The organism is Planococcus sp. TJ-301 (assembly GCF_058268475.1).
Window position 1 is genome coordinate 562426 of the sequence record NZ_JBZDOH010000001.1, and the last position, 25299, is coordinate 587724.

At 47.0% G+C, this 25299-nt stretch carries 28 protein-coding genes; 6 read left to right on the forward strand and 22 right to left on the reverse strand.

Features of this window, described 5'->3' with window-relative positions; genetic code table 11:
• Nucleotide 1: 1 nt before the first annotated feature.
• From AC4EHJ_RS02835 to AC4EHJ_RS02845, 3 genes are all read left to right on the forward strand, one after another.
• Nucleotides 2–406 carry a DUF2892 domain-containing protein gene (locus tag AC4EHJ_RS02835; protein ID WP_490974076.1) on the forward strand — a complete coding sequence of 135 codons (405 nt, stop codon included), beginning with the start codon at nucleotides 2–4 and terminating at the stop codon, nucleotides 404–406.
• Between the two features lie 206 nt (nucleotides 407–612).
• Entirely contained in the window at nucleotides 613–780 is a 168-nt protein-coding gene (locus tag AC4EHJ_RS02840) for a hypothetical protein (RefSeq protein ID WP_175580290.1), read from the forward strand.
• 193 nt (nucleotides 781–973) lie between these two features.
• Nucleotides 974–1099: a hypothetical protein gene (locus AC4EHJ_RS02845; protein WP_490974077.1), complete on the forward strand. Its 126-nt coding sequence runs from the start codon at nucleotides 974–976 to the stop codon at nucleotides 1097–1099.
• Between the two features lie 228 nt (nucleotides 1100–1327).
• Here the strand turns inward: AC4EHJ_RS02845 and AC4EHJ_RS02850 are convergent, their stop codons facing one another.
• The 14 genes from AC4EHJ_RS02850 to AC4EHJ_RS02915 all read right to left on the reverse strand — a co-directional run bounded on the left by AC4EHJ_RS02850 (nucleotide 1328) and on the right by AC4EHJ_RS02915 (nucleotide 13820).
• Nucleotides 1328–1933: a TetR/AcrR family transcriptional regulator gene (locus tag AC4EHJ_RS02850; RefSeq protein WP_490974078.1), complete on the reverse strand. Its 606-nt coding sequence runs from the start codon at nucleotides 1931–1933 to the stop codon at nucleotides 1328–1330.
• Between the two features lie 272 nt (nucleotides 1934–2205).
• The gene (locus tag AC4EHJ_RS02855) at nucleotides 2206–3621 is read right to left on the reverse strand and encodes a sensor histidine kinase (protein WP_490974079.1); all 1416 of its coding nucleotides are present in this window, start codon (nucleotides 3619–3621) and stop codon (nucleotides 2206–2208) included.
• On the reverse strand, nucleotides 3608–4285 hold the full coding sequence (locus AC4EHJ_RS02860; protein WP_490975607.1) for a response regulator transcription factor: 678 nt from the start codon (nucleotides 4283–4285) through the stop codon (nucleotides 3608–3610). The genes AC4EHJ_RS02855 and AC4EHJ_RS02860 overlap by 14 nt, the downstream gene beginning before the upstream one ends.
• A 266-nt stretch (nucleotides 4286–4551) precedes the next feature.
• Nucleotides 4552–5793: a serpin family protein gene (locus tag AC4EHJ_RS02865; protein ID WP_490974080.1), complete on the reverse strand. Its 1242-nt coding sequence runs from the start codon at nucleotides 5791–5793 to the stop codon at nucleotides 4552–4554.
• A gap of 104 nt (nucleotides 5794–5897) precedes the next feature.
• Nucleotides 5898–6548, reverse strand: a complete 651-nt coding sequence (locus AC4EHJ_RS02870; RefSeq protein WP_490974081.1) for a vWA domain-containing protein — start codon at nucleotides 6546–6548, stop codon at nucleotides 5898–5900.
• Nucleotides 6549–6659: 111 nt separating this feature from the next.
• Entirely contained in the window at nucleotides 6660–7283 is a 624-nt protein-coding gene (locus AC4EHJ_RS02875; protein ID WP_490974082.1) for a flavodoxin family protein, read from the reverse strand.
• 103 nt (nucleotides 7284–7386) lie between these two features.
• Nucleotides 7387–8367: a macro domain-containing protein gene (locus tag AC4EHJ_RS02880; RefSeq protein WP_490974083.1), complete on the reverse strand. Its 981-nt coding sequence runs from the start codon at nucleotides 8365–8367 to the stop codon at nucleotides 7387–7389.
• A 24-nt stretch (nucleotides 8368–8391) separates the two neighbouring features.
• Complete coding sequence (locus tag AC4EHJ_RS02885; RefSeq protein ID WP_490974084.1) at nucleotides 8392–9237, reverse strand: nucleotidyltransferase domain-containing protein; 846 nt, start codon at nucleotides 9235–9237, stop codon at nucleotides 8392–8394.
• Between the two features lie 584 nt (nucleotides 9238–9821).
• Nucleotides 9822–10838 carry a GTP 3',8-cyclase MoaA gene (moaA, locus tag AC4EHJ_RS02890; RefSeq protein WP_490974085.1) on the reverse strand — a complete coding sequence of 339 codons (1017 nt, stop codon included), beginning with the start codon at nucleotides 10836–10838 and terminating at the stop codon, nucleotides 9822–9824.
• Nucleotides 10807–11415 (reverse strand): molybdenum cofactor guanylyltransferase, encoded by a 609-nt coding sequence (gene mobA / locus AC4EHJ_RS02895; RefSeq protein WP_490974086.1) that lies wholly within the window; start codon nucleotides 11413–11415, stop codon nucleotides 10807–10809. The genes moaA and mobA overlap by 32 nt, the downstream gene beginning before the upstream one ends.
• A complete protein-coding gene (gene moaD / locus AC4EHJ_RS02900) occupies nucleotides 11412–11645 on the reverse strand; it encodes a molybdopterin converting factor subunit 1 (protein ID WP_490974087.1) in 234 nt (77 codons plus the stop codon). The genes mobA and moaD overlap by 4 nt, the downstream gene beginning before the upstream one ends.
• Complete coding sequence (locus AC4EHJ_RS02905) at nucleotides 11642–12079, reverse strand: molybdenum cofactor biosynthesis protein MoaE (RefSeq protein ID WP_490974088.1); 438 nt, start codon at nucleotides 12077–12079, stop codon at nucleotides 11642–11644. The genes moaD and AC4EHJ_RS02905 overlap by 4 nt, the downstream gene beginning before the upstream one ends.
• Nucleotides 12076–12588 (reverse strand): molybdopterin-guanine dinucleotide biosynthesis protein B, encoded by a 513-nt coding sequence (gene mobB, locus AC4EHJ_RS02910; RefSeq protein WP_490974089.1) that lies wholly within the window; start codon nucleotides 12586–12588, stop codon nucleotides 12076–12078. Before mobB ends, AC4EHJ_RS02905 begins: the two co-directional genes overlap by 4 nt.
• On the reverse strand, nucleotides 12576–13820 hold the full coding sequence (locus tag AC4EHJ_RS02915) for a molybdopterin molybdotransferase MoeA (protein ID WP_490974090.1): 1245 nt from the start codon (nucleotides 13818–13820) through the stop codon (nucleotides 12576–12578). The genes mobB and AC4EHJ_RS02915 overlap by 13 nt, the downstream gene beginning before the upstream one ends.
• Nucleotides 13821–13883: 63 nt before the next feature.
• Here AC4EHJ_RS02915 and moaC point away from each other — a divergent pair, with 63 nt between their 5' ends.
• Complete coding sequence (gene moaC / locus AC4EHJ_RS02920) at nucleotides 13884–14372, forward strand: cyclic pyranopterin monophosphate synthase MoaC (RefSeq protein WP_490974091.1); 489 nt, start codon at nucleotides 13884–13886, stop codon at nucleotides 14370–14372.
• Here moaC and AC4EHJ_RS02925 read toward each other — a convergent pair.
• The 8 genes from AC4EHJ_RS02925 to AC4EHJ_RS02960 form a co-directional block, all read right to left on the reverse strand.
• On the reverse strand, nucleotides 14357–14872 hold the full coding sequence (locus AC4EHJ_RS02925; protein WP_490974092.1) for a MogA/MoaB family molybdenum cofactor biosynthesis protein: 516 nt from the start codon (nucleotides 14870–14872) through the stop codon (nucleotides 14357–14359). The genes moaC and AC4EHJ_RS02925 overlap by 16 nt on opposite strands.
• An 18-nt stretch (nucleotides 14873–14890) precedes the next feature.
• Nucleotides 14891–15910, reverse strand: a complete 1020-nt coding sequence (locus AC4EHJ_RS02930) for a ThiF family adenylyltransferase (RefSeq protein WP_490974093.1) — start codon at nucleotides 15908–15910, stop codon at nucleotides 14891–14893.
• Nucleotides 15876–16562 (reverse strand): ATP-binding cassette domain-containing protein, encoded by a 687-nt coding sequence (locus AC4EHJ_RS02935; protein WP_490974094.1) that lies wholly within the window; start codon nucleotides 16560–16562, stop codon nucleotides 15876–15878. Before AC4EHJ_RS02935 ends, AC4EHJ_RS02930 begins: the two co-directional genes overlap by 35 nt.
• Nucleotides 16563–16568: 6 nt before the next feature.
• Nucleotides 16569–17252, reverse strand: a complete 684-nt coding sequence (modB, locus tag AC4EHJ_RS02940; protein WP_490974095.1) for a molybdate ABC transporter permease subunit — start codon at nucleotides 17250–17252, stop codon at nucleotides 16569–16571.
• Complete coding sequence (gene modA, locus AC4EHJ_RS02945) at nucleotides 17249–18031, reverse strand: molybdate ABC transporter substrate-binding protein (RefSeq protein WP_490974096.1); 783 nt, start codon at nucleotides 18029–18031, stop codon at nucleotides 17249–17251. The genes modB and modA overlap by 4 nt, the downstream gene beginning before the upstream one ends.
• 168 nt (nucleotides 18032–18199) lie before the next feature.
• A complete protein-coding gene (locus AC4EHJ_RS02950; protein ID WP_490974097.1) occupies nucleotides 18200–19483 on the reverse strand; it encodes an L-lactate MFS transporter in 1284 nt (427 codons plus the stop codon).
• Between the two features lie 222 nt (nucleotides 19484–19705).
• Nucleotides 19706–20497, reverse strand: a complete 792-nt coding sequence (fdhD, locus tag AC4EHJ_RS02955; protein ID WP_490974098.1) for a formate dehydrogenase accessory sulfurtransferase FdhD — start codon at nucleotides 20495–20497, stop codon at nucleotides 19706–19708.
• Nucleotides 20484–20867 (reverse strand): Na-translocating system protein MpsC family protein, encoded by a 384-nt coding sequence (locus AC4EHJ_RS02960; RefSeq protein WP_490974099.1) that lies wholly within the window; start codon nucleotides 20865–20867, stop codon nucleotides 20484–20486. Before AC4EHJ_RS02960 ends, fdhD begins: the two co-directional genes overlap by 14 nt.
• Nucleotides 20868–21304: 437 nt before the next feature.
• Here AC4EHJ_RS02960 and fdhF point away from each other — a divergent pair, with 437 nt between their 5' ends.
• Both fdhF and AC4EHJ_RS02970 read left to right on the forward strand, forming a co-directional pair.
• Entirely contained in the window at nucleotides 21305–24241 is a 2937-nt protein-coding gene (gene fdhF, locus AC4EHJ_RS02965) for a formate dehydrogenase subunit alpha (protein ID WP_490974100.1), read from the forward strand.
• Between the two features lie 6 nt (nucleotides 24242–24247).
• Entirely contained in the window at nucleotides 24248–24730 is a 483-nt protein-coding gene (locus tag AC4EHJ_RS02970) for a helical membrane plugin domain-containing protein (RefSeq protein ID WP_490974101.1), read from the forward strand.
• Nucleotides 24731–25299 lie beyond the last annotated feature (569 nt).

A 25299-nucleotide genomic window follows, 5' to 3' on the forward strand; every position in this document is an offset into this window, starting at 1 on the left:
TATGGAAGAGAAAATCGTCGAATTGCCAACTGGCCAATCGAAAGCTCAGAACAATACCCCTGATTCCATCAATCAGGAAATCGAGCGCCAAATAGAAGCGAACGTCGGGTATTTCAAGCGCCAAAGCGAAGCGGCCATCAAGGAACGGATCGACAGCCTGGATCGGGAATGGGATGCCGGGCGTGCAGCTGCAGGTATAAATGCAGCTCTTGCAATTGCAGCAACCGGCCTGTCATTGGCAGGCAGTAAAAAGTGGCATTACCTGACAGCAGCAGCAGGCGCATTTATGCTTCAGCAGGCATTGCTTGGCTGGAGTCCGCCGCAAGCATTAGCCAGAAGAATGCGAATCCGGACTCTAAATGAAATCAAGCTTGAAAAACAAGCACTGGAAAATTTGCTGAAATAACCTTCATAGCCCAGTCGCTGAAAGGCCCGCCAACAAAGTGCGGGCCCTTTTTTTATTATTTTTATTTCAGGTTTAAAGAAAGAAGATAGAAGGAATAAACCTATCAAACATTATAATTGCTGTTTTCTAAGTGAATTTAATATAATGGAATTATAACGGTGAAGGAGATGAGCAAAGTGAGCATGGAGACAATTAGAGGATCTAGTATGGTCATAAAAATGACGCGCACTTTAATGGAAGAAGGCTGGGCCTTCATATCCAATGAATCGAATGTTGTGGTTAGAGCAGAGCATCAAGCTACAGGCGAAGCCATCTCCTTTAATTCTGCCGGCAACCTAAAACGCTGGCTCTACGAAAAAGCTTTGAGTTATTAACCCATAAAACTGCTAATTCTTCAGTGAATTAGCGGTTTTTTAGATTTCCCAAAGCCATAAGCGAAAATGTGATGATTCTTGGTGGAGTGGTTGATCGACATACCTCTTGTCATGCCGGTTTTTGGTGCTTTTCGATGCACAATATTCCAGATGGTCACGCTGTAGGCTTTGCCTTCGGTGCAGTGCCGGCGCAATGATTTTCGTCGTCGCAGAAGAAGTGATTCCGGGTTCACGGGAAAACGTCAAACATAAACTTGCGGCCATTAGTCTGCTTATCGGCTTTGCTGTCATAATGATGCTTAACGTCGCATTGAGCTGAAAAATACTGTTTTCAATTTAACTAAAATAAAAATATTTATATTATGTAATCTAAAGATAGCATACGTTTTTTTTCATAAATTATATTATTACTATACAAATCTTGCTGATCTTTCCACGGAAGACCCCCAGACATGATCTGCTCTTTTTCCAGAAGATAGTTTATCTGCAACAAAAAATCTGCAGACCATACCCTGGCTGCAGATTTTTTGTTAGACTGAAGAAGCGGTCATTGTGGCTCGCTGAAACTTTCAGTGCAGATTGAATTCAAATGATAGCGTATGATCTTTTTTATTTTTGCCTCATCGGCTTCGGCAGGACTGGCTAAGCTTTTAATTGCCAACCCATCCAGCAATGCAGACAAACGCTCAGTTTCGAGCTCCAGCTCTGCATTCTTCATTAAGAGATTTAATAGAGCTAAATACGAGATGACATTTTTAGCTGCCGAATAGGCGGCGTCCGGAACCCTTCCGCTGCTTTCAACATCTTGCAACGCTGCCATCTTTAAGCTCAACCTGACCGAGGTTTCAAGCATCGGCCCTTCTCCTGATGGCAGCAGACAAAGCAGAACACGAAGAATTTTCTCTTTCGGCTGCACGTCATCCTGGAAAATGGAGTCGATTCTTTCCGCCAATCTGGCATGGACCAATTGATTGGCGTAAGCCAATAATTCATTTTGCGCCGAAAAATAATAGCGCATTGCACCGAGCGATAATCCGGCCTCCTTTGCGATATTTCTGGCTGATGCTTTTTGCATGCCTTGTTGCAATATAACTCTCCACGCGGCTTCGGCGATAGCTTGCTTTTGTTTGGGGTGATCGATTAGTTTTGGCATATTTCCATTCTATCAGAATAATAGTAATTTTCAAATAATTCAGTACAGTTGTATTATAATATTTTTCGGCTATATTTTTTCTCAATACAGACGTACTGCCAAATATGCACCGATTTCCCTCTCTTGTGGATAACCAGGCTGTCCTGTGGGTTTCTTTCCACAGCCACTTATTGTCGCATTAAACCAGTTTGAAACAACGGCGACAAAACAAAACACCTGTGAATCCAACCCATTAACTGGATGGATTCACGGGTGTTTTTTTTAGAGCAAAGTCATTCCATTTTCTTTTCTGTGAAATAGACATTCCGTTTTTGCAGCTCTTCCGGCAATCCGCCAAATGGGATGTGAACCTTAAAGACAGTCCCCTCCCCTTCCGTGCTGTCGGCTCCAATTGTTCCACCCTGCATGTCGACTATCGATTTTGCAATGGACAACCCTAGGCCATAGCCACCTTCTTTGCGCGAGCGTGCCTTGTCAGCCCGGTAGAAGCGCTCGAAAATCTTATCGCGATCTTCCGGCGCCATTCCGATGCCATTGTCTTTCACCGTTATCGACAGCTCACCTTGCCTTTTTTTATGATCTACCGCTATTGCGATTTCCACTTTCCCTCCGCTTGGCGTATATTTTATCGCGTTTTCTCCTAAGATATACAATAATTGTGTTAAGCGATCGCTGTCCCCTTGAACAAGGATTTCGTCTTTTGCTTCAAGCTCCAGCTGAATTCCTTTCCTTGCACTGAGTTCGCTCAGCGATGCCATCACTTGCGCGGCTGCCGGCCTGAAATTGAACCACTCTTTTTTCACTTCAAGCACAGCCTGCTCGGAATCCGACCGGGCCAAAGCAAGCAATTCCGTAATCAATTTGGACATCCGTTTGACTTCGTGCTTCAATGTCATTTGCATTTTTTTTGAAAAAGGGCTGTTGCCGCTCTCCATTTCCAATGCCTCCACCGCAGATAAAATGACGCTGAGCGGCGTGCGCAGTTCATGCGACGCATTCGAAACAAACTCCCGTTGGACATTATAAGCTTGTTCGACCGGAATCATTGCCCGTTTAGCCATCCAGCGGCTCAACAACACACCAATCAGCGCAAACAGCAGCGCTACTCCGGTGAAGACGATGATCAGCCATTGCATGACTGATTTGTAAAAGCTATTGTCGACTCCCATGTACATCATGGCGATGCGGTTCCCGTCATGATAGACCGGCCGCGCCAGGACGAGCACTTCCCGTTCGAAATCCTGGAAATCAGCCAAAAGCGGATCGTCTTTGGGAATATCGATCGGAAAGCGTTTTATTTCGATGTCTTCTGTGACCCAATCCTCGATCAAATCCAGATACAGAAAACGCAGCTCTTCGTAATCATCCTGGTTGATCATCAAATCACCCGAGTTGTCAGTGATGTAATAGAAGACGTGATTTTCAGCAAGCACTCTGCGCTCCTGCTCCCGCCAGGCGCCGCCGCTGCCATAAAGCGCGCGTTCAGCCATTGAAACTTCCCTATCGGATAACAAGCTTAGCGTCTTCTCCTGGTCCTGTTTTAATTCTACATAAAAGACAGACAACGTAAAAAGCACAAAGACCACGAGAAACGCGATGATGGACAAACTGTAAAACACCGTTAGCCTGTTGCGCGTCCGGGAAAAAACATCTTTGCTTTTGGTTTTGTTGGCATCAGGTTTTTTCAATTTTATAGCCTACTCCCCTGATTGTTTCGATCAGGCTTTCGCCTTCATCGGCATCAACTTTTTTCCTCAATAGTTTCATCGTTGCGTCGATTGTTTTCATCGATACGTCTGTATCAAACCCCCAAATGCGGTCAAAAATCAATTCCCGGGTTAAGACCTTGCCCCGGTTTTGCACAAGCATATCAAGGAGCTCGAACTCCCGCGGGGTCAAGCTGATCTGTTCTTCGTTGCGGCATACACTATGGGAGGTCCGATTGATTTTTAGGCCATTAAACTCGACGATTTCCTCCTGCAGAGGAGAAAACGTGCGCCTGGCCAATGCACGCAAACGGGCCCACAGCTCCTCGATTTCAAAAGGCTTCACCAGATAATCATCGGCCCCTGCATCGAGACCTTCAACCCGGTCGCTGAGAGAGTCTTTTGCCGTCAACATCAGCACAGCGCCACTATAGCCTTTTTTACGCAGTTTTTTGCAAATTTCAACGCCATCGCCGTTCGGCATCATCCAATCCAAAACAATGACATCGTAAAAAGAAGCAAGTGCGTAATCATAGGCATCTTCGCCTTCCATCACCCAATCAACCGATTTCGCCCCTTTTTTCTTCAATAGATGGACCGTCAATTCCCCTAACATCTCATCATCTTCCGCCAACAGCACCTTCATCACAAGCACCCCTTCCACCCATCGATACCTCTTATATCTATATTAGAACATAATCAAATGAAAAATAGATGAAATTTTCAGAAAATCGACCTTAATGAAAATTTACCATGAATACCCAGTAAATGGGTAGCTTTTTTGCTTATTATATTTTATTTTCCAGATAAACTTCATTTCCATGAACTTGAAAGGCACCGCTAAAAACAGGTTATACAAAAACCGCTAAGCTTTGGCTTAGCGGCGTTTTTATAACAGGAAATCAAAAAACTTCATTGCGCCGCTTGGGGGTCGCGAATGGCTCCCATGAACAAGATTGCTCCTGTCTGTTCATCGCTGATGGCGATGAAATACGGCCGGTCCACCACCATCGGCACTGCCTCTGGCCCCGCTGACTCCGTAACGATATCAACTTCAGTCGCTGCCGCCGCTTCCGTTCCTTTTTCATCCACCTCGATGAAGGTTTTCTGTTTCACCAGGCTGATCCATAGCGGGTCATCTTCTTCAATTATTTTTGAAAAGTTCGCCCCTTTTTGAAAAGCCCTAGCCATTCCAAGCTTTTTCAGCACATCATTCAACTCCACTTCATATGATAGCTGGAACTTCGGCATTTGGATCGACACGGGCTGTTTATTGAATCCGGTTTTCCAGCTTTCCCATTTTTCACTGGTCAATGCTTCTGTAAATTCCCCAAGCGTCGTTCCTTCCGCTGGCAGGAATACATTCATGCTCATGTCCCCTTCACCGTATGGCAAGGCAACCGCCTGAAATTCATCGGTTTCCATATAATCCAACACTGTTTCAATCTTCATGAATTGCTTATCCATGGCTTTGCCATTTTCACTGTAAAAAGGAGCCGCCGCAGTTTGTTTTTCGTCAAACTCAAATTGCCAATCGGCGTTGAAGTAAATGGCGTTCAACAGCATGACCACAAGATCGGGGTTAAGCGGTTCGGCCACCATATCCTTTATCTTGCCTGCTGTCGCATCTTCCACCCAGCCATTGATTTTGTCCACTGTTCCTGCTGCACCTACATCGACCACTTCGAGTTCGGCATTAAAATAATCTTGGTTGCTGGAGGCAAACCCTTCTTGCAATTGAAATTTGCCATTCAGCCACATGGAATTCGCCACGTTCAAAGTGATATCTTCCGAATCTTTATCAAGCATGGCGAGGAGCGAAGCATTCGCGCGGTTCATTCCTTCCGCATCCAGTTCGGTGTGCAGCACTTCGGCAATTTCCTCTTTCGTATTGCCGTCCGCCCCGTTATAAGCCATCGCTAATGCCATATAAAGGCTCGTAGGGGAAATGAATGCATTGCCCTTGCTGTCCGGTTCGATTTCAGGCAGCACCGACATACCAAGAGCATTGCCGGACAAGGTGATGTTTTGGTAATCGTCTTTTCCGAATTCCACATCGTTCGCAACATCGGTACCTGAAGAGCCGCCTGTCTGCCCACATCCGCTTACAAATAATAATAACGCCGCGATAGCTCCAAAGAGCAATTTTTTCATGCCGCACTCCCCCTTTGCTTCAATAGACTCTTTTGGAATCAAAAAAGTTTCAAAAACCAAAAAACCGTCCCAACCCTTCGGCTGGAGCGGTTTGCAGTTATATATTATTGGCGTTTTCTTTTGATGAAATCAGCTTCAATGTCTTTTTTCCAGTCGCTGTCGAGCTTTTCGTTGTGGCGGAATGAAGTGACCGCTTCGCTCAATACATTGAAATTCAATTCGGTGCCTTCCGCATCTGCATGGTAGTCGGCCGCGAATTCTTTTCCAATGCCGAATTTCTCTGCGGCCGCAGCGGCGTCAATATTTGCGCCAAGGAAAATGAATTCCCACATGAATTCTTCTTTTTGGCGTGCAATCAAGGCCTTGATCTTCTCGTGTGTATATTCACAACTGGAATTTTCCATGCCGTCCGTCGTGATGACGAAAATCACTTTTGCAACGCGTTCTTGTTCAGTGGTGCTTTTTTGGACATTGCGTATTTTTTGGATAGTGGCACCGACCGCGTCAAGCAGCGCTGTCGTACCGCCGACTTCGTATTCTTTTTCCGTTATCGGACCAACGCCTTTTAGCGGAATGCGGTCGTGCAGCAGCTCATAGCCATGATTAAACAGCACTGTAGTGACCCGTGCGTCGCCCTTCTCTTTTTTCTGCTTGGCGATCAGCGCGTTGAACCCGCCGACTGTATCGCTTTCAAGGCCAGCCATAGAACCGCTTTTATCCAGGATGAATACCAATTCCGTCATTTCTTTGTTCATGTTTTTTTCCTCCTTAAGTTGTTTTGTCTACAACCTAAGGATACGATTTCCAGAGAGGGGAAAGGTCGCTTTAAAAGCGACAAATAACTTCCTGCCTGAATTTGGGTGCACTTATTCGAGCGTATTGCCTTCCGCTGGAATAGGATTGTTTTTAAGCAAGCCGGCCAAATGATAGGTATTGTATGCCAGGCGTTCAATAGCGGATTGCGTGAATTCATTATCCCGGCCGGCTTCGATATAAGAAGCACCCGGCCCTGCTTCGCCGACCCAATAAGCATCAACGTTCGGCGGTATGACAAATCCGATATGCGACAAGCCATATAAAATCGAAGCAGCTGCGTGCTTGGCTCCGTCTTCATTTCCTGTGACGACAGTTCCGCCGACTTTATTATAAAAAACCGATTGGCCTTTATCGTTGGTTTTGCTGCTGCTGCCGTATAGGCGTTCAATCGCTAAAGTGGCAATCGAACTTTTTTCGCCGAGCCATAATGGGGTTCCGATAATGACAATATCCGCAGTCTTGACTTTCCCCAGAATTTCCGGCCATTGGTCATTGCCGCCTAAATCTTCTTCGACGCCATAGCCAATCGTCCAATCAGCGAGCCTGATAATTTCCGATTCAACGCCCAGCTGATTGAAATGGTTTTGCACATCGTGCATAAAGCCTTCTGTATTCGAAGTTTCATCCGAACTTTTTAATGAACAATTCAAAAAAACCGCTTTTAATGTCTGCATCTTGCCTCATCCTTTCCATATTGAGCTTTTCTCTTTATCTAAGTTCCCTGTCCGGAATCCATTAAACAAAGAGGAGCTGCTGTTTCATGGAAACGAATTCGAATCACGCGCCCAAAAGCACTTGGTTGAAAGAAAATAAGGCTTCATTGATTTCGTAAATATCGTATTTTTCATGGACGATGAAATACTCGATGATGACATCGAATTTATTGCTGCGCGACAAGGCATAGCCCGCGCTTGCCAGTAAATCCTCGGTTTCATCCAAATCTAGCTCCAGCGCAATGGCGAACGCGATGATTGTTTTCTTCATCGGTGTGTATGAAGGTGAATTTCTTATTTTAGAGAATAGCTTGCGGTCGACATTGGCTTTTTTATACGCTTCGACATCTTCCATGCCTTTTTCGTCAATAAAGCGCAGAAGACGCGCCGAAAACGGTTCATCGATGCGCGCCAGGAAATCTTCAAGCGAACTAGGTATTTCTATCTTAGACTCTTGAAGTATCGTTTCTATCCTGTCTTCCTGTTCAAAACGCGGGTAGCGCACGGCCATTTCTTCTACGTAATGTTCATCAATATAGGAATTGATGGAATCGGCCAGCGTTTCACTTATGACAAAGGATTTTTGGTCGAAAACGACCAGATATACCAAGATCTCATGATTCTGCAGGAATTTGCGGATTTCTGAAACAGCAATGTCCAACGCTTGGTCTTTTGGGTAGCCGTAAATCCCCGAAGAGATGAGCGGAAAAGCAATCGATTCGCAGCCCAGCTCATGTGCCAGATGGAGAGACGTGGAATAAGCGGAGCGCAAAAGCTGTTCTTCTCCTTTCCCGCCGCCTTGCCAAACCGGGCCAACTGCATGAATGACATAGCGGGCATCGAGTTTGAATGCCGGCGTCGCAACCGCATTCCCTATCCGACAATTGCCAATGTGATCGCACGCGGCTTGCATTTCGCTGGCACCTGCCCTTTGGAAAATAGCTCCGCATACGCCGCCTCCCATCTGAAGGTTTGAATTTGCTGCGTTGACGATGGCATCGACGTGCATTTTTGTTATGTCGTTCCTGATAATTTCCAAAGGCATTGCGGTCCACTCCCTGATGATTGATTAATAGGCCATACGTAGAATACGCTCCATAAGCTGTTGGTTTTCTTCAATGCCGACTTTCCGGCTCAATACGCCGTTCAGGCGGAGAATTTCGGGCACAGTCTGTTCGAGAACTGCCATGATGTCCTCGTTATTGCGGCCTGATTGCCACTCACTGAGAAGCTTCAATTCCCGTTCGTTTAAATCGCTTCTGCCGCCTTCGACTTTTGACCAGCTGCTGAAAGCGCCATCAAAATGCTGCTCCATTTCCATGAACCAGCCGGATACAATATACCTGAGCAACCGGTCCAAGTTTGCAGCAGCATAATAGGATTCATTGCGCATGGCTGCCCGGTAGGTTTCGTGCGCAAAAGCCAGGACTTTCCCTTTCCACATCTCCACTTCTTCAACAGACACTTGATAAATTTTATGGACAGATGCGGCCAATATATCTTTCAGAATATCTTCAGGATCATACAGAATTTGGGCTTTTTGAAGCCAATGCGACGGTTTGATTTCATCTGGGGCATGATACCAGCTGTCAATTTTCACAAAACTACTATAATGGCTGACGATATATGGAGCTACGGGGTTAATGCCTTCGTGGAAAAGCACCTCTCCCCATCGTTCCGATCTTGTTTTCTTATTGAGGATGAATTCCGCTTTACGGCCGGGTTTTACAATGATGTGCAAATCGATGTCCGAATATTGGTCATGCGTTTTCTTTGCAAGTGAACCGCTCAGATAAACCGCCAGGACATTTTTGTCAGCGGTTAAATCTTCCATGCATTTCTCCAAAAGCTGTTTGCGCTTTGCGGGCAAAAGGGCATCCCGCTCTTTGTGCCTGCTGAAAAATTCTGCTGCCATCCTTTCCCTCCTTCTTGGCTGCAACTGAAGGGCTGCGTCCATCCTGAAATGTTTTTCACTAATGTTAACATTAACTCCCGGTTATTATAAGGCTTTTGCCGTAAAAAAGCCGCCAGAACAAGATCTGGCAGCTTCTGCTAGTCAATTCGGTATATATCTTCACGTGAATGGAAGCCATCTTCGATAATCGTTTTGCTTATAATTGAGTAGACGACAGCGATTTGAATCAGCAGAATTAAAGCATCTGCTTCATATTGGCGAAATCATTCGGTGGTATTGAGTCTTCCGTCCATTAGTTGCAAGTGATCGTATATCACTCTCGTCTATAAAAGACTGCAGCACATTGAAAGCCCCTTATTTAAGAGGCTGCCATTATCATCCGTAAACGCTTCGCCGATTCAGCTTATTTACGGTACAAAATAAGCACAAATAGAACATTAATTGCTATATAATACAGCTGGTTACGGAAAATCAAATCATCAAATCAACTGTTCAACCTTATAGTTCCACGCATGAAAAAAGCGGGCAAGATACCGCTTGAAAACGGATCTTGCCCACCATTTATTTACTATAAACGCTCTGATTCAGCCGCCGATATACGACATGCCGATTTTGTTGCGGTTTTTCGCTGTCAGTTCTGTGCGTTCGTCTGAATAGCGGTCGTCGCGTCGCTGCCAGACCGCACTGATTTTGCGTAATAATTCTGCGTCGTCCAAGCCTGCACGCACCAATTCTCGTATATCGAATCCTGAATCGGCAAACAGGCAGGTATAGAATTTGCCATCCGACGATAACCGGGCGCGTGTGCAAGTAGAACAGAACGATTCCGACACTGATGTGATAAAACCGACTTGCGATTCGCTGCCGGAGAAGCGGTAGCGCTTCGCCACTTCCCCGTAATAATCTTCGTCGACTGGTTCAAGATCGTAAACAGCCTGAAGCTTTGCTAAAATCTCTTTTTTGGTCACTACTTTTTTAAAGCTCCAGCCGTTATCATTGCCGACATCCATGAACTCGATAAAACGGAGCGTGATGCCGCGCTCCTTGAAATACGCCGCCATCGGCAGGATTTCACTTTCATTGACCCCTTTTTGCACGACCATATTGACTTTGATGTCAAAACCGATCTGCTGTGCGAAGTCAATTTGCTTTAAAATCATATCCGGCTTAACGCCTCGGCCGTTCAATTCGCCGAAAAGCTCTGGGGTTAAAGCATCCAAACTGATGTTTAAACGCCGCAGCCCCGCTGCGTATAAATTTTCGGCATGAGCGCCGAGCAGCAAACCGTTGGTCGTCAAACCGATGTCCTCAATGCCATCTACAGAGAGGATTAATTTGACCAAGTCTGGAAGTCCACGGCGCATCAGAGGTTCGCCGCCAGTCAGTCTGATCTTTTTAACGCCCATCGCTGCAAATACGGTGGTAAGGCGATGGATTTCCTCAAACGTCAATAATTCCTGTTTCGGCAAAAACGCGTAATCATCACCAAACACTTCTTTCGGCATGCAATAGGAGCAGCGGAAATTGCAGCGGTCCGTCACCGAAATGCGCAAATCGCGGATTGGCCGTTCAAATCGGTCTTGTATTGGTTTCACTGCCATGTTCATCGGCTCCTTTCAAATGATCCGGCTTATTGATGTTGCGAAAAACTTCGAAGTTGCCGACTGCCGAACTATCAAGCCATTCGGTTTGGACTTTCTCCATAAAATCCATTACCCGTAATTGCCTGTTTTCCAAGTCCGTTTCCAAAATTCCCAGGACGCGGGCATTCCAAAGGCTGAATAACGGTATGTTATGGCCACCCGCCCGAATTGCAGTAATGTCCTTTTTATCCGATGCCAAATCCATAAAAGCCGCCGTTTCGGAAGCGCTGATGAACGGCATATCGCATGGCAAAACAAGATACTGCCGTGCCGGCCGCTCGGACATCGCCGTGTAGATTCCGGCAAGCGGGCCAAGTCCTGCATACTTCGGGCTGTCACTTATAGCATCCAGCGTATCGGGAAAACGACCCTCCAATTCAGGCCGGGTGATAACGACGACGTGGCTGCATACTGCTGCCAATGCAGCATAGGCATATTCGTAAAATACTTTGCCATCCAGTTCGACGAAAGCTTTCGGCGAGCCGAATCGCCTCGACAAGCCGCCGGCAAGCAAAACCCCGACCGTTTCCATCATCCTCCGCTGACCGGGGGTATGAATGCGGCCACATCGCCTGTTTCCAGCAGGTCTTCCGGCAATGCGTATTCTTCATTCACTGCAATGCGCGCAGCTCCGGCTTTAATGCCCGGGTATTTTTCTGCAGCCCATTGCCACAGTTCTGCGACTGTACGTCCTGACAAGTTTGCTTGTTCTTGCGCAACGCCTGTCAATTCCTTTAATCCAGCAAAATAATGTACGGTAATCATACGGCACCTCCTGGTTTCTTTTTCTGGTCGCCAATCCATTCTTCGCCGTCTTCCCAAATTTCCTTTTTCCAGATCGGCACAATTTCCTTGATGCGTTCGATGGCGTATTCATTTGCTTCGTAAGCTGCTTTCCGGTGTGGGGACGAAACGGCGATTACAACGGCGATATCGCTGATCGCGAGTTCGCCAATGCGGTGGGCAATGGCGGTTTTTGCGCCTGGCCACTTCTCTTCAATTTCCGCTCCGATTTGTGCTAACTTCTTTTCTGCCATTGGTATGTAGGCTTCGTATGACAGATACAGCGTTTTTATGCCTTTTGTCCATTCGCGTACATGCCCGGTAAAGAGGGTCACTGCTCCTGCTTCCGGCCGCAAGACCATGTCCGCGTAATGCTGCGGGTCAATCTTATGTGAAACAATCTCAAATGTTTTCATGTCGAGTTCCTCTCTATCCAATCCGCGAACCATCCAGAAATGCGGTCAGTTTCGTTTCGGCCGACTACGTCGCCATTTGCTATGCTTACGCCTTCATGTGCAATAACGAGCGCGATGCGGCTGAGCGATTTTAATTTATCCCAATCGCGGTCGGAGCGGATCAGCACTATTTTTTCATAGGGTGCATCTTTGAACCCTTCGATAAAGATAAAATCAGTATCATCCTTTGCAGCCATGGCAACCAACTCATTAACGTCCGCCTCTTTTTTTCGGATGTGCTGTTGAATGACCCCGCCGCCATAGACGACGGAAGCCTCAGCACCGCCATTGAAAAAGCGCATGCTATCGGTTGTTGCAGGCGGCATGTCTAGCGGTTCAGGATGGCCATGGTGTTTAACGGCAGAAACCGTTTTGCCGCTTGCCGCCGCGAGATGGATCAGCTCGAGCATAAAGGTCGTTTTGCCGCTGTCTTTAAAGCCGACTACTTGCAAAATTCTTAACCCATCCACTTGGCTGCACCTTCTTCCACTCCGAGCAGCAAAACATCGACGCGGTTTCCTTTTACAAATCCCCGGGTTCCCCCTGGCAGGACGATCAATGCATTGCCTCGTGCGATAGATGATACAGCATTCGACTTATTGAATCCAGCCGGGCGAACCGTTTCGCCGTCGTAGATCGCACGGATAAACCGCGTAAAAGGATTGGCTTTTTCAAAATCCTCTGCCAATAAAGCAGTGGTATGAGGCAAGAAAGGTTTTTCTGCACCCATCATTTTCAGCAATGCCGGACGGACGAATAATTCAAATCCGGTAAAGCACGCTGATGGATTGCCGGACAGTCCGAACAAGTAGCGGCCGTCTGCCACGGCGACCGTTGTCACACTGCCTGGACGCATAGCGACTTTATTGAACAGGACTTTCGCGCCCAAGCGGTCATAAATAGCTGGCAGAAAATCGAAATCTCCGACAGAAACACCTCCTGTTGTAATGAGGCAATCGGTTTCCTGTGCCGCTTTTTTTACAGCTCGAAAACTTTCTTCCAAGTTGTCAATGGACATACCGTACATTTTGCAAGGGATTCCCATGCGCTTTAATTGTGCCATGATCATCGGCCCGTTGCTGTTGCGGATTTTCCCTGGAACTAAAGCGTCGCTTACCGAGAGCAGCTCGGTGCCCGTTGACAGAATGCCTACTATCGGCAATTTCGCCACTTGGGGCTGGCTATAGCCGAAAGTCGCCAATAAAGCGATCGTTCCCGGGTTGATGAGATTGCCGCTTTCTATGACCTCTTCACCCTTCGCTACATCCTCGCCTTGCAGCGACACGTTTTCAAGCTTATCAAAAGGCTTGCGAAGCGTGAACGACTGCCCGTTTTCAACCGTCTGCTCCAACATAGCGACCGCATCCCCACCAGCGGGCAGCTGGGCTCCGGTCATGATACGGATGGCTTCAAAGGCATTCAGCGTTTTAGTTGAAACTTCGCCTGCGCCGATATGATCGATGACATTGAAGGTGACGCGGGAAGTGCCTGATGCCCCCGCAGTATCCCTTGACCGGATGGCGTAGCCGTCGTAAGGCGAACGGTTGAAAGGCGGTACGTCGGTCGTCGCCTTCAATGGCTGTGCCAATATCCGCCCGTAGCTGTCTTCTAATGCCACTATTTCAGAAGCGATTCTACCGGCATGACTTATCACCATTTCAACCGCATCTTTTACTTGCATCGGTATTCGCTTTTCAACCACTGGCTCCAACTCCTTAAAATCCATGTTATACTTTCATCATTATATGTGAAAAGGATGATCTATATGAACGAATTAACACATTTCAATACGCAAGGCCGAGCAAAAATGGTCGATGTTTCCGGCAAGGCTGAAACTGTCCGCATCGCCCGTGCACAGACTTCCGTTATTGTTAACAAAGACATTTACAGCCAAATTAAAGACGGGGCTAATAAAAAAGGGGACGTTTTCGCAGTAGCCCAAGTCGCAGGCATCATGGCAGCGAAAAACACTGCGCAAATCATTCCGATGTGCCATCCATTAGCGCTGAGCGGCGTGGATATCGATTTCGAATGGAAAGTTGACGAAGACAAAAACCATTACGAAGTCATGCTTTCCACTACTGTGAAAACGACCGGCCCGACCGGCGTCGAGATGGAAGCGTTGACGGCTGCTTCAGCTGCTGCTCTGACAATCTACGATATGTGCAAAGCGGCTGGCAAGGAAATGGTCATCGGACCGACGATGCTGCTGCAAAAATCAGGCGGCAAATCCGGCGATTATTCCCGCACCTGAAGATGCTTCGTCAATTCAAAGATGATGTGCCTGATTTCCGGCAAAATGAGCTTTTCCATGGCCAGGCGGACAGCGCCGCGGGAACCCGGCAACACAAACAGCGCTTTATGGGCTGACGTACCGGCAGCGGCACGGCTCAGCAGCGCCTTCGAACCGATGTCTTCTGTATAGCTGAGGAAACGAAAAAGCTCTCCAAAACCAGGGAGCTCCTTTTCGAATAAAGGCGTAACCGCTTCAAATGTGACATCCCGTTTGGCAATTCCCGTGCCGCCCGTGGTAATAACAGCATCAACGGATTCTTGTTCCAGCAGACGGGATACGGTATTCCGGATTATGTCTGCATCGTCCATGACGATTTCATAAGCCGCTATTACCAGGCCTTTTTCTTGCGCCAATTTTTGGATAAGCTGTCCGCTTTCGTCGGTTTTCAGGTCTCGTGTATCACTGACCGTCAAAATCGCGATTGAGATGCGCTGTTCCAAGTGAAAAATTTCTGACATGGGAGAGCCTCCTTCAGTCTAACCAAAAAGTTGATGATAAATTTTTCGGCCTTCCGTTATATTGCGGATGCCGTGGATGATCATGCGGCCGTTTCCGAAAAATACCATTCGAAAACCAAGCACCTGCATTTGGACAAAATAAGGTGTGCGCTTCACTTCCGCGCCAATCCTCCGTGCTGCAAATTCCGCGTCATCCAGCGTGATGCTGCGCTCCGGATCCGGCAAAATCTGAACAGCTTCCCTCCCGCATAACACCGCGTACAAGCCTTCTGAATTCCGCGCAAGTGAAGGGAACAGCGGGTTCTCACCACAAGTTTCACAATTGATGTTTTTGATGCGCGCGATGCCGATATCGTATTGGGTATTGTCCCATAAATTGAAATAATGCACTTTTTTACGCATGGCTTGTTCGTTTCCGCTCAGCCATTTCATCGCTTCCGCGCATTGCAAAGCTGCGGTCACTTGAACAGCTGGTGAAATAATGCCTGCCGTATCACATGTTTCATTGACTGCCGGCAGCATAGGAACCAGGCAGCGAAAACACGAACCGGCACCCGGAACGAACGGGAAAATTGCACCGGAACTTCCGACGCATGCTCCGTAAATCCAAGGCACGCCGTACATTACGCTAGCATCATTGATTAACAGCCGCGTTTCAAAATTATCAGTCGCATCCATGACAAGGGTGCTTTTTTTTATGAGTGTTTCCATCAATTCGGCACCCAAATTTTCAAGATATATATGGAGTTGAAGGTCCGTTCTGATGGCCTTCAGCCTTTTTTCCGCGGCAACCACTTTTGGCGTCATCGCTTCCGCATCTTCCTCCGTAAAAAGCTGCTGGCGCTGCAGATTTGAAAACTCCACATAATCCCGGTCGACTAAGTGGATTTCTCCCACACCGGCACGTGCCATCGACTCCGCGATTGCGGACCCTAATGCCCCGCACCCAATAATCGTGACTACCGCTTTTTGGATTGATGCCTGTCCATCAAATCCTATCGGTTTAAATAAAGTCTGCCTTGAGTATCTCTCCTCCAAATTCCCCACCTCTTCCCATCATTCCTTGTTCCGCCATCTTTCCTTGGTCCACTTTGATGATGCGGTCAGCGAGTTTTTCCGCATCCGCTTTTAAATGGGTCACAAAAATTACTGGTATCTTCCATCGCTCGTGAATCCGGTACAATTCTTCCTGGCATCTTGCTCGCGTATCATCATCCAAAGCTGAAAATGGTTCGTCCAGCAGCAGGATGTCGGGTTTAGCTGCCAAAGCCCGGGCTAAAGCGACTCGCTGCTTTTCCCCGCCAGATATTTGGTGCGGGTATTTATCCAGCAATCCCGAGATGCCAAGCAGCTTCGACAATTCGGTGATATGGGACAAATCACTGCCTCGCTTTGTGCCGTATAATATGTTTTCTTCCACCGAAAGATGCGGAAACAAAGCATAATCCTGGAACAAATACCCGGTTTTTCGTTTCTGGATTTTCAACGGCTTTTGGCCGCTTTGATAAAAAACCGTACCATTCAGCGCAATGACCCCTGTGTCCGGCTGTGTAATTCCAGCGATGCAATTGAGCAGCGTTGTTTTCCCTGAACCTGATGGCCCGATCAATGCCACGATTTCATCCTTCATCGAAAACTCCATGGCCAAGTTAAAATGATCCAGCTTTTTCGCGAAATTTACGGTAAGCATCCAACGTCATTCCCTTCCGATACGGATGGCATTTTTTTTGCGCCAATAATTGATCCAGCTGATCGCCGCGACGCCAAGCGCTGAAATGATGACAACCCAGAAAACGGCTTTGTCCATCTGCCCCGCTTCATAGGCGAAATAAATGGCCAATGGTATGGTTTCAGTCAGACCCGGTATGTAGCCGGCGATCATCAGCGTAGCTCCGAACTCGCCTATGGCCCGTGCAAATGCCAAAATCACGCCTGCCAGAATACCCGGCCATGCCAGCGGGAATGTGACCGTCCGGAAAATCCGCCATTCCGAAACACCCATCGTTCGGCCGACATTTTCCCATCGCGGATCCACTTTTTCAAATGCGGCGAGCGCGCTTTGATACATGAGCGGCAACGATACCACAAACGAAGCAATGGCTGCACCGATCCATGTAAAAACCACCCGAAAGCCGAAAAGGTTTTCAAGGAGAATACCAAGCGGCCCGTTTACGCCAAATAAGACGATGAGCGCAAAACCGATGACCGTCGGCGGCAACACCAGCGGCAAGAGGATTAATGCATCCACTATACTTTTACCAAAAAAATCCTTCCTGGCCATCAGCCGTGCCAATGCAACGCTGACGATAAACACACAAATGGTTGAAATGGAAGCCACTTTCACCGACAAAAATAACGGAGACAAATCATATGGCATCATGGCTGCAGCCTTTCAGTTGTCAAGAAGCCGAAGTCCTCAATGATAGCCTGCCCTTCTTCGGACAAAAGATAAGTCAGAAACTTTCCGGCATCATCCGGGTTCTCGGAATTTGAAAGGATAGCGGCGGGGTATCTGATTTCCGTACTTTCAAGCGGCATTTTATCCATGTTGTCTACGGGTACCGACAATGCTGCATCAGATGCATAAATGATTCCAGCTTTTGCATTTCCGCTTTCCAGGTAAGTCACGACTTGGCGAGCATCTTTTGCATAAATCAACTGCCCTTCCAACGGCTGCCACATCCCAATCGCTTCCAAAGCTTTTTTTGTGTAGCTGCCGAGCGGAACGCTGACAGGTTCCGCAATGGCGAATGTACCGTCTACCGATGCTAAAATTGATTGCACATCCGCCTCTTCACCAATTTCAGTAGATGTGGCCAGTACCAAACTATTTCCGGCAAACGGTGAAACGCTCCTTGCATCCGCTAAGTCATCTTCCACCAAGAGCTCCATATCTTCGGCACTCGCTGACAAAAAAACATCTGCAGGTGCACCGTTTTCTATTTGATTCCTTAATTTGCTGGACGACCCTAAATTGGTGACAAGGTCGATTCCGGGATTGTCCTGTTCAAAACCAGCTTCAAGCTCATCCATTGCCCTGGACAAACTTGAAGCCGCTGATACCATCAAGGTTTCTTCTTCGGCTGCAGGATCTGCAGCACAAGCTCCCATGAAAAAACTTGATAAAGCCAAAAGCATGAATTTATTTTTTAATCGCATAATGCCACTTCCTCTACCAACAAAGGGTTTAAGTGAATTTTTCCTATCAATATTGCCATTCTACGCCAATAACATTCAAGAAAGCCAGAAAACTTTACAGCAAATTTGATAGAACAATAAAATCGGCCGCGAAATCCGAAGATTCCACGGCCGATTGCTTTTCGGAAATTACTCACTAACCACTTTGTTGACGGGTTTGACAGAAGTTTTTTTATTAATCGAACGGATTCTTTTAATATCCACTCGGATAACCAGTGAAATGATCAGTGCGATGACGAAGAGGCCAGCGAAAAATAGCAGGCTTCCTTCGTAGCTGCCTGTCTGGTCTTTCATGTACGCCGCAAACATCGGTCCGGCAAGCCCAGCCGCAGCCCAAGCAGTCAAAATATAACCGTGGATTGCACCTAATTGTTTCGTGCCGAAAATATCCGCGATGTAAGCCGGAATCGAAGCGAATCCGCCGCCATAGCATGTGTAGACAATTGCCAGCATCACTTGGAACAGCAAAGCGTTGGACGTAAATGGCAATAAGGCAAACAACGCGATTTGAATGGCGAAGAATGCGGTATAGGTGTTTGGACGCCCGATGTAATCGGAAATCGTCGCCCAGCCTAAGCGGCCCAGTCCGTTGAATATTCCAAGCACACCGACCAATGCAGCTGCTTGAACGGTCGTCATGCCGATGCTGTCGATGGCAAGCGGTTTCGCTGCTGACAGGATGGCAATGCCGCACGTAACGTTGATGAACAGCATGAACCACAGGTAGTAGAAGCGCTTTGTTTTTACGGCTTCGTTCGCTGTCAATTGGGCTAAATCCATTTTACGCTGAACCTTTCCGGTATCCAGTTTTTCTTGATATCCTTCAGGCATCCAGCCTTCCTGAGGTTTTTCAAGATATAAAGAAGACAGCACCATGATCGTCAGATAAGATGCCCCTAGAATGTAAAACGTATTTTCAATGCCGACTGAGGTAATCAGCATTTCCATGATTGGGCTGCTGATTGCAGCGGCAAAGCCAAATCCCATAATGGCCAGTCCGGTTGCCAGCCCGCGGCGGTCCGGGAACCATTTAACCAAAGTCGAAACCGGTGCAATATAGCCGATGCCGAGTCCAATGCCCCCGAGTGCGCCGTAAAAGACGTACAGCAGCGGCAAGGAGGATAATCCTACCGCAAATCCAGAACCGATAATGCCCGTTCCGAAAAAGATGGCGGCTACCAGCCCAGCTTTGCGCGGGCCGTATTTTTCTACAAAACTGCCGAAAAATGCAGCGGATAAGCCCAAAAATAAAATGGCGATGCTGAATGTGAGCTGCACTTGGCTTGTGGTCCAGCCGAATTGATCAATCAACGGATTGGTGAAATTGCTCCATGCGTAAACAGATCCGATGGAAATATGGATGCCGACTGCCGATAAGGCAATGAGCCACCTGTTTTTCGGTTTCTTTTTCATCTTGCGCTTGCCTCCTAAAATCTTATTTATGCTTATGTAAAATGAACTTAGAATGTCTAATTCATCGGTTTTCGGAAACGCTTACTTTTTAAACCCCCAAAATTTGTATTCCAAAATAATCCAAAGATTTGCGCGGTGTTCGATTTCGAAATATTAAGACGTTTAGAATCATATCACCGCGCTTTTTGTTTGTCACCATTTTTTCTTTTTTGCAAAAAGCTGCTATGCGCCGATGATGCGCTGCGGATTTGTGTAGACATTAAAAGACTGTCCGCGGATAAAACCGACGGTCGTAATACCCAATTCTTCTGCAAGTGCCAGCGCAAGTTCTGTTGGAGCTGATTTTGACAGCACAATTTCGCAGCCGATTTTTGCGACTTTCAGCAAAATTTCAGAAGAAATGCGGCCGCTGAAAACGATGACTTTGTTTGCAACGCTGATGTTGTTCATCAGGCAGTAGCCGTAAATTTTATCGAGAGCGTTATGCCGCCCGATGTCCATGCGCGACACGATGATGCCATCCGCATCGCAAAGCGCAGCATTGTGAACGCCGCCCGTTTTTTTGAACATTTCAGCGGAGTCTGCCAGTTGCTCCATCAGGCTGAAACAATTTTCCGGCGTCAATGTTACGCGTGTGCTGTCCATTTTTTTCGCAATCATCGCATCATGTGCAAACACGAACCCTTGGCGGCTCATGCCGCAGCAGGAACTGATAAAGCGTTTGTTTTGCAGCTGCTCAAAAAACGAATAAACTTTAGCTGCTGTGATATGGACCGTTCCGCTTTTTTCATCGACCCGAATTTCTTCGATATCTTTGTAATTCGGAATGATTTTTTCAGATGCCAAAAAGCCAATGGCCATCTCTTCAACATATTCCGGTGAACAGACGATTGTGATGAATTCCTTGCCATTGATCTTGATCGTCAGCGGCTGTTCGACTACTACCCGGTCTTCTTTTTCAGTAAACATTCCCCGCTCATAGCGGCGGATGGTGCGTGTTTTATCTTGCGCCATCTGGTTTTCCTCCTGTTCCAGTATTCTGGTCAATCGGGCGATCGAAAAGAAAAACCGATACGGCGATATCATCTTCCACTTTGATGTCGGAGAAAAGGTGAAGAAATTTTGCGCCGACCAATTCTTCCATGCCTTCTGGTGCAGCTTCTGCGTACACGGTTTGGATCATCCTTGTGCGGGCTGCGTGGACCATTTCCCTGCCCTCAGCCGTCCGCGCAATAAATTCTTCCGAGGGGCTCAAGTTTCCGTAAAGCGTTGAAATGGCCATATCGTTGATGAAAACCGTATGGATGCGTTCCGGCCCTTTGCCAAAAAGATTTTTCCGAAGTTTGCGGATGATATCGTTAAATTCATGGATTTGTTTGGACATGATGATCTTTTTCTCCTTCAAAAAATGATTATTTGTAAGTTTTTGATAAATAGATTGTGTAAGGATATAATATTGTTTATAATAATAGCATACGTAGGCATGGCCGTATTTAAACTGCGGCAGCGCTTTCATCCCATTAGAATATTGGATTGGTCTTTTAGCAAGTCCTGTTAAGACACTATTCCACTATGAATCATGTGCACTTGTCAAGGTGTATTTTTTCATAGTGGGATTTTTTTATCTATTTTTCCCCTATTTTTATTCAAGTTAAAATTTCAGATGTATTTACAAAGATCCGTTAGTTTTGGGCAGAGAATAAATAATTGCTCATGCGCAAGCCCGTCGCAAAGGCATTGTCCAATTGCTTGGGTCAATGCCTTCGCAGATGATTTGCGGAATATCGAAATTAATTTACAACCCTAAAAGGAGGTATTTGCATGTCAATCAACATCAATGGCGCGTCTTATGAATTTAAAGATGGCCAGACTATTTTGCAAGTGATCAACGAACAGAAAATATTGCATCCGCAAATTTGCTACATGCCGGAAGTCGATCCAATTGAAACTTGCGATACGTGCATCATGGAAGTGGACGGCGAGCTGAAGCGCGCTTGTTCAACCAAAGCATTTGCAGGCATGGACGTCCAGCTCGCTTCCCCGCGTGCGAAAGAAGCGCAGACCGAAGCGATGGACCGTATTTTGGAAAACCACCTGCTTTATTGTACGGTATGCGACAACAATAACGGAAACTGCAAAGTACATAACACCGTCGACATGATGGAAATTGAGCACCAGAAATACCCGTTCGAACCGAAATGCTCAGTTGACGAAGTCGATTTGACCAACCCATTCTACCGCTACGACCCGAACCAGTGCATCGCTTGCGGGCAATGCGTCGAAGTGTGCCAAAACCTTCAAGTCAACGAAACTTTGACAATGGATTGGGAACGCGACCGTCCGATCGTCCTTTGGGACGGCGGCGCAAAAATCAACGATTCTTCTTGTGTCAGCTGCGGCCAATGCGTCACAGCTTGCCCATGCAACGCGTTAATGGAAACATCAATGCTTGGAGAAGCCGGCTTTATGACAGCAATCCCGGAACCCATCATGACGCCGTTGATTGATTTGGTCAAAGATGTTGAGCCTGGATACAGCGGCATTTTGGCAATTTCCGACGCAGAAGCGACAATGCGCGAAACACGCACGAAAAAAACGAAAACCGTATGTACGTTCTGCGGCGTCGGCTGTTCATTTGAAGTATGGACCAAAGACCGTAAAATCCTTAAAATCCAGCCTGTATCAGAAGCACCTGCAAACCAGATTTCCACTTGCGTAAAAGGCAAATTCGGCTGGGACTTCGTCAATAGTGAAGAACGCATCACAACACCGATGATCCGTCAAGGCGATGAGTTTGTTGAAGCGACTTGGGAAGAAGCACTTGATCTTATCGCATCGAAATTCAAAGGCATCAAAGAAAACTATGGCAAAGACGCAATCGGCGTCATCTCTTCTTCGAAAATCACCAATGAAGACAATTACGTCATCCAGAAATTTACGCGTCAAGTGCTCGAATCGAATAATGTGGACAATTGCTCCCGTTATTGCCAGTCTCCTGCAACCGACGGATTATTCCGCACAGTCGGCATGGGCGGCGACGCCGGTACGATCAAAGATATTGCAAAAGCCGGCCTTGTAATCATCGTTGGCGCAAACCCTGCTGAAGGCCATCCTGTCCTCGCGACCCGCGTCAAGCGGGCGCATAAATTGCACGAACAGAAATTGGTCGTGGCGGATATGCGCAAAAACGAAATGGCTGAACGCTCGGATATCTTCATCACCCCTAAACAAGGGACGGATCAAGTATGGCTGATGGCGGTCACGAAATACATGATCGACAATGGCTGGCACGATCAGCGCTTTATCGATGAAAACGTCAATCATTTCGGCGAGTTCACCGAAGTGCTGAACCAATACACGCTGGAATACGCTGAACAGCAGACCGGCATTTCAAGAGAACAATTGATCAATATTGCTGAATTGGTCCGCGATGCTGACGGCACATGCATCCTATGGGGTATGGGCGTAACGCAAAACACCGGTGGCTCAGATACGTCCGCTGCCATTTCCAATTTATTGCTTGCGACAGGCAATTACCGCCGACCGGGTGCGGGTGCATATCCGCTCCGCGGCCACAATAACGTACAAGGCGCCTGCGATATGGGCTCACTTCCTGGCTGGCTTCCTGGCTACCAGCATGTTACAGATGAAAACGCCCGCTTGAAATTCGAGACAGCTTACGGCGTCAAAATCGATGACAAGCCCGGCATGGACAACATCCAAATGCTGCAAGCTGTTGATGAAGGCATCATGAAAGCCATGTATGTTGTCGGCGAAGATATGGCGCTTGTTGATTCAAACGCCAACCATGTCGACGAAGTACTGTCAAAACTTGATTTCTTCGTTGTCCAGGATATCTTCTTCTCCCGTACAGCTCAATATGCGGATGTCATTTTGCCTGCCGCTCCGTCCCTGGAAAAAGAAGGCACATTCACGAACACTGAAAGACGTGTTCAGCGCCTTTACCAAGCATTGCCTGAACTTGGCGAGTCGAAAGCAGACTGGTGGATTGTCCAGGAAATCGCGAATCGCCTAGGCGCTGGATGGAATTACAGCCATCCTAGCGAGATCTTCGCTGAAATGGCCAGCTTATCACCGTTGTTCAGCCAAGCGGATTATGCTTCGATGGAAGGCTGGAACAGCTTCCTATGGGGCAGCCTGGATGGCTCGAGCACTCCCCTCCTGTATGTGGATGGCTTCAACTTCCCTGACAAAAAAGCGCGTTTCGCTTTGTCTGACTGGGTTGAGCCGGTTGTCTTCCCGGAGGAATATGATTTGCACATCAATAACGGACGCCTTTTGGAACATTTCCATGAAGGCAATATGACCAATAAATCTTCAGGCATTCAGTCAAAACTGCCTGAAACCTTTGTCGAAGTGTCGCCTGAACTGGCGGCTGAACGTGGACTGGAAGATGGTTCGACGGTCCGTCTGGTTTCGCCATACGGCGCGCTGAAACTGCCCGTGATTGTCACTGCCCGCGTCAAAGGCAACGAATTGTTCCTGCCGATGAACTCGGTCAAGAAAGAGACAGCGATCAACTTCCTGACAGGTCCCGCTGTCGATCAACGGACAAATACCCCTGCATACAAGCAGACCAAAGTTCGCATGGAAGTCTTGAAAGAACACGGCAAACGGCCATTGCCGCGCTCTAACCCGCGCGACAAAAAACGCAATCCCCAGTCCGGCATCGAAGTTGCACGGAAATGGGCGCGTGAAGGCTATGTGCATTTGACCGATCAAAAAGTAGAAAGGTGATGTCCTATGGCGAGTCCGATCACTCACTTGAAGAAAAAACAGTTGAGCCCAGATGAAATTCGGCACAACAAGCTAAAAGAGCTTGAGTCCCTGCTTGCAGAACAAGACCAGGCATTGAATAAATTGCTGCAAATCACCGGTGACTTGAATGACGCCGGCATCCTTGACGCTGCACTGGCAATGGTCAAAGCAAAAGAAGGCATCACTGAAATCGTCGTGCACCAAGCTACGCGTGAACCCGTCACCAACCTCATCAATAATATGATGAGTGCAGCTGGCGCACTTACGGCCATCGATCCCGCTACGACCGAGAAACTCGCCGCAAGCGTCGCAGTCGGCTTGAAAGAAGCCGAAGCGGAGCGCACAAGCGAAAAGAAAGTCGGTATTTTTCAGTTGATGAAATCGTTGAAAGATCCCGACATCAATCGTTCGATCAAATTCGGCTTGAATTTCCTAAAAGGCATGGGAAAAAGTTTAGGCAATAAATAATATAGACAAAAAGAGCTGCCGAGAATTTCTCGGCAGCTCTTTTTATGGATTTTCTATTATATAGAAGGAACTTGTTTTTTTTAGGGTCTATAGGAAGCTAAAATCATTGGGCTTTTTGATTGAAAAATTGTTCCCCTAAGCTGAAAACACTTATTTTTTTTACAATTAGCACCGCCAGCAATTTTCATGCAGAAGCAGAAAGTTAAATTTCATCTAATACAAATCCGTATAAATCCGCAAAGCATTCAAGATGAAAAGCAGAATCAGACTTTGGACAAAGGTGACAGCAATATCTTTTTTCAAAGAATTTCCTTCAAGAGAGCGATTAGAGATTCGTTGAAACAAGAAAAGGACCTCTCACCAAATCAGCAAACTCAAAAGAAATTCCCCAAAGTTGTTGTAAAGTGCCACATCCACCACTCCTCTTCGGCTTATAAAAGAACTCTAAGATCGATTAATCTAGCCTATAAAATGAAGAACGATCCGATACAACGCGATACCCAGCCCTAAAACACTCGCTTTCATTTTAGACGGGTGGTATTTTTCGCTGCGAAACAAATAAAAGAAAA

Bases quoted from the DNA above. Each gene is read 5' to 3' on its own strand.
- AC4EHJ_RS02835 (WP_490974076.1), top strand. From the start codon at position 2: ATGGAAGAGAAAATCGTCGAATTGCCAACTGGCCAATCGAAAGCTCAG.
- AC4EHJ_RS02840 (WP_175580290.1), top strand. From the start codon at position 613: ATGGTCATAAAAATGACGCGCACTTTAATGGAAGAAGGCTGGGCCTTC.
- AC4EHJ_RS02845 (WP_490974077.1), top strand. From the start codon at position 974: ATGATTTTCGTCGTCGCAGAAGAAGTGATTCCGGGTTCACGGGAAAAC.
- AC4EHJ_RS02850 (WP_490974078.1), bottom strand. From the start codon at position 1,933: ATGCCAAAACTAATCGATCACCCCAAACAAAAGCAAGCTATCGCCGAA.
- AC4EHJ_RS02860 (WP_490975607.1), bottom strand. From the start codon at position 4,285: ATGAAGGTGCTGTTGGCGGAAGATGATGAGATGTTAGGGGAATTGACG.
- AC4EHJ_RS02865 (WP_490974080.1), bottom strand. From the start codon at position 5,793: ATGAAAAAATTGCTCTTTGGAGCTATCGCGGCGTTATTATTATTTGTA.
- AC4EHJ_RS02870 (WP_490974081.1), bottom strand. From the start codon at position 6,548: ATGAACAAAGAAATGACGGAATTGGTATTCATCCTGGATAAAAGCGGT.
- AC4EHJ_RS02875 (WP_490974082.1), bottom strand. From the start codon at position 7,283: ATGCAGACATTAAAAGCGGTTTTTTTGAATTGTTCATTAAAAAGTTCG.
- AC4EHJ_RS02880 (WP_490974083.1), bottom strand. From the start codon at position 8,367: ATGCCTTTGGAAATTATCAGGAACGACATAACAAAAATGCACGTCGAT.
- AC4EHJ_RS02885 (WP_490974084.1), bottom strand. From the start codon at position 9,237: ATGGCAGCAGAATTTTTCAGCAGGCACAAAGAGCGGGATGCCCTTTTG.
- moaA (WP_490974085.1), bottom strand. From the start codon at position 10,838: ATGGCAGTGAAACCAATACAAGACCGATTTGAACGGCCAATCCGCGAT.
- mobA (WP_490974086.1), bottom strand. From the start codon at position 11,415: ATGATGGAAACGGTCGGGGTTTTGCTTGCCGGCGGCTTGTCGAGGCGA.
- moaD (WP_490974087.1), bottom strand. From the start codon at position 11,645: ATGATTACCGTACATTATTTTGCTGGATTAAAGGAATTGACAGGCGTT.
- AC4EHJ_RS02905 (WP_490974088.1), bottom strand. From the start codon at position 12,079: ATGAAAACATTTGAGATTGTTTCACATAAGATTGACCCGCAGCATTAC.
- moaC (WP_490974091.1), top strand. From the start codon at position 13,884: ATGAACGAATTAACACATTTCAATACGCAAGGCCGAGCAAAAATGGTC.
- AC4EHJ_RS02925 (WP_490974092.1), bottom strand. From the start codon at position 14,872: ATGTCAGAAATTTTTCACTTGGAACAGCGCATCTCAATCGCGATTTTG.
- AC4EHJ_RS02935 (WP_490974094.1), bottom strand. From the start codon at position 16,562: ATGCTTACCGTAAATTTCGCGAAAAAGCTGGATCATTTTAACTTGGCC.
- modB (WP_490974095.1), bottom strand. From the start codon at position 17,252: ATGATGCCATATGATTTGTCTCCGTTATTTTTGTCGGTGAAAGTGGCT.
- modA (WP_490974096.1), bottom strand. From the start codon at position 18,031: ATGCGATTAAAAAATAAATTCATGCTTTTGGCTTTATCAAGTTTTTTC.
- AC4EHJ_RS02950 (WP_490974097.1), bottom strand. From the start codon at position 19,483: ATGAAAAAGAAACCGAAAAACAGGTGGCTCATTGCCTTATCGGCAGTC.
- fdhD (WP_490974098.1), bottom strand. From the start codon at position 20,497: ATGGCGCAAGATAAAACACGCACCATCCGCCGCTATGAGCGGGGAATG.
- AC4EHJ_RS02960 (WP_490974099.1), bottom strand. From the start codon at position 20,867: ATGTCCAAACAAATCCATGAATTTAACGATATCATCCGCAAACTTCGG.
- fdhF (WP_490974100.1), top strand. From the start codon at position 21,305: ATGTCAATCAACATCAATGGCGCGTCTTATGAATTTAAAGATGGCCAG.
- AC4EHJ_RS02970 (WP_490974101.1), top strand. From the start codon at position 24,248: ATGGCGAGTCCGATCACTCACTTGAAGAAAAAACAGTTGAGCCCAGAT.